9 protein-coding genes are annotated in these 7,975 nt (G+C 60.6%); 4 read left to right on the forward strand and 5 right to left on the reverse strand.

The window, feature by feature from the left end; all coding sequences use genetic code 11:
• Positions 1-105: 105 nt before the first annotated feature.
• Positions 106-1,194, forward strand: a complete 1,089-nt coding sequence (locus BSG08_RS17870; protein ID WP_093039205.1) for an isocitrate/isopropylmalate dehydrogenase family protein — start codon at positions 106-108, stop codon at positions 1,192-1,194.
• Positions 1,195-1,204: 10 nt separating this feature from the next.
• On the forward strand, positions 1,205-2,092 hold the full coding sequence (locus BSG08_RS17875; RefSeq protein ID WP_093039206.1) for an NAD(P)-dependent oxidoreductase: 888 nt from the start codon (positions 1,205-1,207) through the stop codon (positions 2,090-2,092).
• 18 nt (positions 2,093-2,110) lie between these two features.
• Here the strand turns inward: BSG08_RS17875 and BSG08_RS17880 are convergent, their stop codons facing one another.
• The 5 genes from BSG08_RS17880 to BSG08_RS17900 form a co-directional block, all read right to left on the reverse strand.
• Positions 2,111-3,394 carry a TRAP transporter large permease gene (locus BSG08_RS17880; RefSeq protein ID WP_093039207.1) on the reverse strand — a complete coding sequence of 428 codons (1,284 nt, stop codon included), beginning with the start codon at positions 3,392-3,394 and terminating at the stop codon, positions 2,111-2,113.
• Entirely contained in the window at positions 3,391-3,903 is a 513-nt protein-coding gene (locus BSG08_RS17885; RefSeq protein ID WP_093039208.1) for a TRAP transporter small permease, read from the reverse strand. Before BSG08_RS17885 ends, BSG08_RS17880 begins: the two co-directional genes overlap by 4 nt.
• Positions 3,904-3,965: 62 nt before the next feature.
• Complete coding sequence (locus BSG08_RS17890) at positions 3,966-4,934, reverse strand: TRAP transporter substrate-binding protein (RefSeq protein ID WP_093039209.1); 969 nt, start codon at positions 4,932-4,934, stop codon at positions 3,966-3,968.
• 144 nt (positions 4,935-5,078) lie between these two features.
• Positions 5,079-5,828, reverse strand: a complete 750-nt coding sequence (gene nanR / locus BSG08_RS17895) for a transcriptional regulator NanR (RefSeq protein ID WP_093039210.1) — start codon at positions 5,826-5,828, stop codon at positions 5,079-5,081.
• A gap of 114 nt (positions 5,829-5,942) precedes the next feature.
• Complete coding sequence (locus BSG08_RS17900; RefSeq protein ID WP_093039211.1) at positions 5,943-6,773, reverse strand: phosphogluconate dehydrogenase C-terminal domain-containing protein; 831 nt, start codon at positions 6,771-6,773, stop codon at positions 5,943-5,945.
• A gap of 99 nt (positions 6,774-6,872) precedes the next feature.
• Between BSG08_RS17900 and BSG08_RS17905 the strand changes: the two genes are divergently transcribed.
• Positions 6,873-7,196 (forward strand): four-carbon acid sugar kinase family protein, encoded by a 324-nt coding sequence (locus tag BSG08_RS17905; protein WP_093039212.1) that lies wholly within the window; start codon positions 6,873-6,875, stop codon positions 7,194-7,196.
• Positions 7,172-7,534, forward strand: coding sequence for a RuBisCO large subunit C-terminal-like domain-containing protein (locus tag BSG08_RS17910; RefSeq protein ID WP_093039213.1), 363 nt, complete (start codon positions 7,172-7,174; stop codon positions 7,532-7,534). The genes BSG08_RS17905 and BSG08_RS17910 overlap by 25 nt, the downstream gene beginning before the upstream one ends.
• Positions 7,535-7,975 lie beyond the last annotated feature (441 nt).

The following is a 7,975-nucleotide window of genomic DNA, read 5'->3' on the forward strand; positions in this document are numbered from 1 at the left end:
CAGTTGTCGGTTAGCGGATGTTTCCACCACTTTACGTCAAATATCATATCGGATACGAAATAGGAAGCAAGGACGAACCGATCGGCATCGGATAGGGAGCATGGGATGAAAACCTATAGAATCGCCACCATAGCGGGTGACGGTATCGGACCCGAGGTGACCCGATCCGCTCTTGAGGTTCTGACCGAAGCGCTCGGCTCATCCCGCATCGCCTTTGAAATGGTTGAGGGCGGCGCCACGCATTACCAGCGTACGGGAGAGGTGCTGCCCGAGAGCACCTTCGCCGCCTGCCGTGATCTAGATGCGATCCTGCATGGCGCGGCGGGGCTGCCCGGCGTCACATACCCGGATGGCACCGAGGTGGGCAACGAGTTGCATCTGCAACTGCGCTTTCGTCTGGATCTCTACGCCAACATGCGCCCGATCCGTCTCTTGCGCGGGGTGCGCTCGCCGCTGAGGGATTTCGACGGCGGCGGGATTGATTATGTGGTCGTTCGCGAGAATACCGAAGGTCTCTATGCCAGCCGGGGCGCGGGCGTGTTGCTGCGGGATGAGATGGCGTCTGACACGCTTGTCGTGACCCGCAAGGGAACCGAGCGGATCGCCAGCTTTGCCTTTGATCTCGCCCGATCACGCAATGGTGCACCGCGTGACGGCACATCCCGTGTGACAGTCTGTGACAAGGCCAATATCCTGCGCAGCTACGCCTTCTTCCGCGCAATCTGCGACGAGATTCATGCAAGCTTCCCCGATGTCGGGATCGATTACGCCTATGCCGACGCGATCACCGTCCATATGCTCAAGCGGCCTGACCACTTTGATGTGATCGTGGCCGAGAACATGTTTGGCGACATCATTTCCGATCTCGGGGCGGCGACGGTCGGCGGCATGGGTATCTCGCCCTCGGGCGAGATTGGCGAGAACCACGCGCTGTTTCAGGGGGCGCATGGATCGGCGCCGGACATTGCCGGGCAGAATGTCGCAAGTCCGGTAGCCACGGTGCTGTCGGGGGCGCTCATGCTGCGGTGGTTGGCGCGGCAACATGACGACCCGTCGCTGACCGACGCCGCCGACCGGATCGACCGCGCGGTAGAGCAGGTTCTGGCAACCGGCGAGAGCGTGCCGCGCGATCTGGGTGGCACGGCAAGTTGCACGGAAATGACACAAGCGATCTGCCGCACGCTGGCGGCATAGGAGCGACTCCATGACGAACAAGACAATCGGGATCATTGGTGTGGGACTGATGGGCCATGGCATTGCGATCAACCTGGTGCGCAAGGGCTGGCGGCTGAAGTATTACCGGCATGCGGGCAATCAGCCGACCGACGATCTGGACGCTCTCGGCGCAACCGGAATCGACGGGCTTGCGGCGCTTGCCGCTACTTCGGATGTGGTGGTGCTCTGTCTCAACGGTTCGCCTCAGGTCGAGGCAGTGATGTTGAAAGAGAGCGGAGTGCTGGAGGGACTCAGGCCCGGATCGGTGGTGGTGGATTGCTCGACAGCCGTTCCCGCCTCTACCAGAACGGTTGCGGCCAGGGTGGCCGCAGCGGGCAGTCGGTTCATGGATGCCGCAATGACACGCACCCCGCTTGAGGCGGAACAGGGGCGGCTCAACCTCCTGATCGGGGCTGATCCCGCATTGCTCGACGAGATGACGCCGCTTCTTGCGTGTTTCTCCGAAAACCGGTTTCACGCCGGAAAGGTCGGGGCGGGCCACGCGCTTAAACTGTTGCACAATTTTGTCTCGATCGGTGGCGTTACCCTGATCGCAGAGGCCTTTGCCTGCGCCAAGGCGTCCGGAATATCGGCCGAGGTGCTGGTCAGTGTCCTGCAACAGGGCGGCGGGCATGGCGCGGCGCTTGACCGGCTCGCGCCCTATGTTCTCGAGGGCGATCCCTCGCGTATGAAATTCTCGGTCGCCAATGCCCGCAAGGACTTGGATTATTACGGGCAGTTCGTGCGCGACGCCGGGTCGAGCCACGGAGTCGCTGATGGCATCCTCGGCACACTCACGGCGCTGGCGGCGGCGGGTATGACAGATCGCTATCTCGCCGAGGCGCCCGATGCCATTGCGCGGCTCTCGGACGATTGACCGGAGCCGCGCCTGCCGTCATTCGATCCCCATGATCATTTGCATCGGCCAGAGCGACACCGCCGGCACATAAGTCACGATCATCAGCGCCGCAAAAACCGTGAGCACGAACCACATGAGCTGCGGGATGATCTTCTCGACCGGCAGGTCGGCCACGGCGCAGGCCGCGAACAGGTTTACGCCCAGAGGCGGCGTAATCATACCAAGCGCCAGATTGACCACGATGATCAGCCCGAAATGTACCGGGTCAACGCCATAGGCGATAGCGATAGGCGTCAGAATCGGAGCCAGCACGAGGATCGCCGCCGATGTTTCGATGAACATGCCCACGATCAGCAGAAGGATGTTGACCGCAAAGAGAAAGGCTATGCGCGACTCGAACATGTCCTTGAACCATGCGGCTACTTCGTTGGGCAGGCCAGATCGCGCGATTAGGAATGAAAACAGCGCCGCCGCCGATATGATCAGCATGATCGCAGAGGTCGAAATCACCGTTCGCTTTAGAATGTCTGGCAGATCGCGAAACTTGAGTTCGCGGTAAAACACCATGCCCACCAGAACCGCGGCGGCGACGGCGACCGCGCTCGCCTCGGTCGGGGTGAAGATGCCCGAATAGATACCGCCCAGGATCACCAGCGGCACCAGCAGCGCGGGCAGAGCCTGGACCAGCGCAGGCCCGAGGCGCGGGCGATCCACGGCATCCTGAAGTCCGATGCCTCGGATACGGCAGAGGATCAGAACCAGCGCCATCAGGGACACTGCGACCAAAAGGCCAGGCCCGAGTCCGGCAAGAAACAGCTGCCCGATGGAGGTATCGGTCGAGACACCGTAGAGGATCAGGGGGATGGAGGGCGGGATCAGCACACCCAGTTCGGCAGAGCTTGCCTGCACCGAGGCCGCCATCGGCTTGGGGTATCCATGTCGCACCATCGCCGGAATGAGAATCGCGCCGATTGCAAAGGTTGTCGCCACCGAAGAGCCGGAAACCGAGGCGAACATCATGCAGGTCAGCACGCAAGAGGCAGCAAGCCCGCCCTGAATGCCTCCCACGATGGATTTCGCCAGTTCGACCAGCCGGTGCGAAATGCCACCCGCCGACATCAGGTTGCCCGCGAGGATAAAGAGCGGGATCGCCATCAGCGGATAGCTGTCAAGCCCGGTGAACATGCGTTGCGCGACCAGCAACATGGGCAGGCGACCCTGCACCTCGATGCCGATCACAGAGGCAAGACCGATCGCCACCGCAATCGGCACGCCCGCCAGAAAAAAGATGGCCAGCGAAAGGGCCAGCGCCAGGTTCATTGCATCGCCTCTGGTTGTGGATCGGATCGCGCAGCCCACTCGCCGCGCGAGGCGCGCAGCATGCAGCCCAGAACCGCGATCATGATGAAAACAGAGCCAACCGGCAGTGCGGCATAAACCCAAGAGATAGAGACCTCGAGCGCGGCGAGTTTCTGCGATACCACCCTCTGCGCCATGGCCCAGCCCTGCCAGAAGAGCACGCCAAAGAAGATCAGCGTCAGACCCAGCGACACCTGATAGAGCCCGAGACCCAGACGCATCGGCAAGGCACGTTGAATGATCTCGACCGAAATCATGCTGCCATGACGAAAGGCGGGACCAACCCCCAGCAGAACCGACCAGATCATCGCAGAGCGCGTGATCACCTCGGACCATGTAGACGGGTTGCCAAGCAGGAAACGCGCGGTAACCTGATACATTGCCAACGCGGTCGAAGTTAACAGGAACCCGACGGCGAGCCAGAGCGCGATGCGCGTCGTAACTGTCTCGAATCTAAGAAATATATCCATCGGCTCCGGCTTTCGTGAAAGGGACTGGCGCGAACGCGCCAGTCCGATCACCCTGTCAGGGTTTACTCGACGGCCTTGATCCGGTCGATCATGTCCGGGCCATATTCATCGGTATAAACCGAATAGGCGGTCTCTTCGGCCAGTGCCGCAAAGGGAGCCTTGTCGATGTCGGTGATAACCTCCATCCCATTCTCCCGCAAAAGCGCAACTCCGGTCTCTTCCAGACGGTTCACCTCGGCGCGATTTGCCTCGACACCGGCCTTTGCCGCCTCGTAGAACCAGCCTTTCTGTTCATCACTCAAACCGTCGAACAGAATCGGTGACACAAGGATGATCGCGGGTGAGTAGACATGCCCGGTCAGCGAGACGTATTTCTGCACCTCCCAGAATTTCGACGCGGTGATCACGGTGACCGGATTTTCCTGTCCGTCCACGACGCCCTGTTGCAATGCGCCGAAGACTTCCGGAAACGCCATCGGAGTTGGTGAGGCGCCCATCCCGGTGAACGCCGCCATATGCACACGGTTCTCCATCGTGCGCAGTTTCAGACCCGCAAGATCGGCCGGAGTGCGCACCGGACGCTGGGAGTTGGTCACATGTCGGAACCCGTTTTCGGCCCAGGCCAGACCGACAAGGTTGTTTTCGTTGATCTTCGCGATCAACTCCTGGCCGATCTCACCGTCCAGCACCTTGCGCGCGTGATCATAGTCGCGAAACAGGAACGGCAGATCCAGCGCATAGATCTCGGGTACGAAATTGCCCAGCGGACCAGTCGAGGTGATCACCATGTCGATAGAACCGATCTGCAACCCCTCGATCAGGTCGCGCTCGCCGCCCAACTGCCCTGCAGCTGCCTGTTCGCCGGTAAAGGCGCCTCCCGACAATTCCTCAAGCTTGGCGATAAAGGCGTCGGCGCCTACGCCGTAATGCGATCCCGCCGGGGTCGTATGCGCGACCACAATGTTTTGCTGAGCCTCCGCAGCCCCAGTGATCGTCAGCGCCGCAACGGCGCCAATAATAAAGTGTTTCATCAGTATTCCTCCCTTGTTTCCAGATTTCGGGCTACCCGCCCAACCTGCCGCCCAGAGCATTTCCGGCACGGCCGACTTCCCTGATGCCGACGCTCACTGCGCGGCGCTCAATTTCTGAGCGCATGCGTGGCGCCCGATGTTCTCCTATCCTGTCCCGGCCTGATACAATGCGTCCGCCCGCGTGAGATGTGCATGCATCATACGCTCCACCTCATCAGCGTTCTGCGTCTCCAGGAAATCGACGATCCGGTCATGTTCCCGCAGCGTAGTTTCCTCTCGTCCCGACCACAAGAGCAGCGGTTTGTAGTAATCGAACAACCAGGCCAGCATCGCCTCGGTCACCGCCAGAATGATCGGGTTACCGGTCAGCGCCGCAATCCGACAATGAAAGGCGATGTCACATTGGATGAACGCCTTTTCATGTCCCAGTTGCGCGCGCTGCGCCGTGACAAGGCCGCGTAACTCTGCGATTTCATCCGTCCCGCAGGCCGGGACAGCCAGCCGGGCCGAAGCGGTTTCCAAGAGCAGCCGCACCTGCTTGAGATGTTCCAGCGTCGAGGGTTCGCTTGACAGCATCAACTTGGCCAGCGCATCGATCTGCCCGACGGCCACGCCGGGGGTCAGCATGTTCACCCGGCTGCGCTCGCCATGCGAGATAGAGATCAACCCCTTGTTCGCAAGACTTTGCAGCGCCTCGCGCACGGCGGGTCGGCCCACCTTGAAGCGCTCCATCAGCGCACGCTCCGAGGGCATCAGATCCCCCGGGGCCAGTTCACCCGACTTGATCATCCGCCACAGACGGTCAAAGATCTGATCCGACAGCTTCTGCCGGACGATCTGGTCGTCCGGGCTGTCGGATGCGTCCCTTGTGTCTGACGGATATCCTCTGACCATTCGATCTTTAGCCTCTCCAGACTCACTGGATGAAAATTCGTCTCATCGTCGCGCGGATCAACTCTGGGCTGACCAATCAGCAGCGTTGCTCACATTCCCTCTGACAACCCTACATTACGTGATCCGCTCGATGCTCGCACGATTTTCGTCAATCTCGAATACGCGCTTCCAGTCGTCGCGCATCAAAACCGGCTTGCCGAATTCGATAGCCCTGTTGCACGCATCCGAGAACACCCCGTCCACCTCATTGAAGATCACGGCCCCGAGGATGTTCATATGCCCCAGAAGAAAATCCCGCGCCGCCTCGGGCGGGATACCCCTGGCCACCACCTCGTCCATCGCCTCGCGCATTACGACCAGAAGCGATGCGCAGACCGTCTCGGACAGGCCCGGTTCCAGCAGCGCCATGCCTTCGAGCGTGACGCGGTGTGATCGCGCAACCGGCGCATAGATCGTGCGAGCCACCTTGTCGCCCAGGGCATAGTGCTCTTCCGGGCCTTGCATCAGCGCGTTGACGATTCCTTGCTTGGCCGCGATGCCGCCAAAGAAATCACGCTTGGCCGCCATCGCGGTTTCGTCGTTGAAGATTGGCGGGTGGCAGGGATGGGTCACGAAATAGGTGATGTCCTCGCGTACCGGCAGATGACCCACATAGGGTGCCGCAGCATCAAGGCAGACGATCATTGCGCCCGACGGCACCATGTCGATGATAGAGTGCGTAACCTTGCCGATCACTGTATCCGGCACCGCCAGCACGACAACCTGCGCGCCATCCAGCGCCGCCTCTCCCGATACGCAGTCCACACCGAACGATTGCTTCACCCGTTCCTTTCCCTCGGGTGAAACCTCGACCCGGTGGGTTTCGAACTCAGGGGCCGCAGCGAGGTTTGCGCCAAGACGCATCCCCATCTTTCCCCCTGCCCCGAAAAGGGCCAGCTTGATCATCTGTTTTCTCCCTCGCCGCCACAGTCTGCAGCGATCACTTGACAACTGGTATGATGAATCAATAATTAGTCCAGTTTGTCAAGAGGAGGTCGTGACGAGATGCAACAGGACCAAAACCACCGACTGCCCGATCTGCTCGTCGCCTGGTATGGTGACGATTTCACCGGTGCTGCGGCGGTAATGGAGGTTCTGACCTTTGCCGGACTGCCGACGGCCCTGTTCCTCGATCCACCGACGCCAGGGCAACTGGCGCGTTTCCCGGGTCTGCGCGGGATAGGCATTGCCTCGACCGCGCGCACATGGTCCCCGGACCGGATGCAGGCGGATCTGCCGCCTGCACTGACTTCGCCCGCGCCCATCCCGGCCCCCAATTCGCAGCTCCCGGCACCCGCGTCAGGATGGGTGGACATGAGGGGCCGCTGATTGGCACGATCATCAAGCCCAGCGTGGGTCTGAGGCCGCAAGAGACCGCCGATCTGGTGCAGAGCCTTGCTACCGCCGGAATCGATTTCATCAAGGATGACGAATTGCAGGCCAACGGCCCCAATTGCCCGCTGGCCGAGCGAGTCGCATTGGTCATGGCGGCGCTGAACCGCCACGCCGAGCGCACCGGAAAACGGGTGATCTATGCCTTCAACATCTCGGGTGAGGTGGACGAGATGCGGCAAACTTGCCCGCGCGATGGCAACTTTCCGCAAACAGTGTACCACGTCACAGCGATGACAGCATGTGCCGGGTTGATCATCGGAATACGTGCCTGAGCGTCCATAGCTCACCATGACCCGACACGAAGGTCCCGCCTGCGGCTTCACCGAAGCAACCGTTCGGGAGTTGCGCAGTATTGTTTGTCCCTGAAATGACGATGAAAAATCGGTCCCGCCCGACGGCGCCACGCTTATGTAAAACCCATTCGGTGATTTGTCATCCTGTCCCGGTTGCTCCGGGCAGATTGGGGATCTGGTTTCCGGTGGGCGTTTTCTTGCTGCTGTTATCGAATATCCGGCAATGTGTTGCCGGCTGGTTCGCGGCGGTTGAGTAGCAGAGTCAGCCATGTTTCATGTAACCTCGGACAATATGAAACCGACGAAACTATGTTGCAGAACTGACCAGGAGCAGACGATGCGAAGCAAGGTAACGAAGGCGATTTTTCCTGTTGCGGGTTTGGGGACGCGGTTTTTGCCGGCGACCAAATCGGTGCCCAA

Source organism: Roseovarius azorensis (genome assembly GCF_900109455.1).
In the GTDB taxonomy this organism is placed as follows: Bacteria; Pseudomonadota; Alphaproteobacteria; order Rhodobacterales; family Rhodobacteraceae; genus Roseovarius; species Roseovarius azorensis.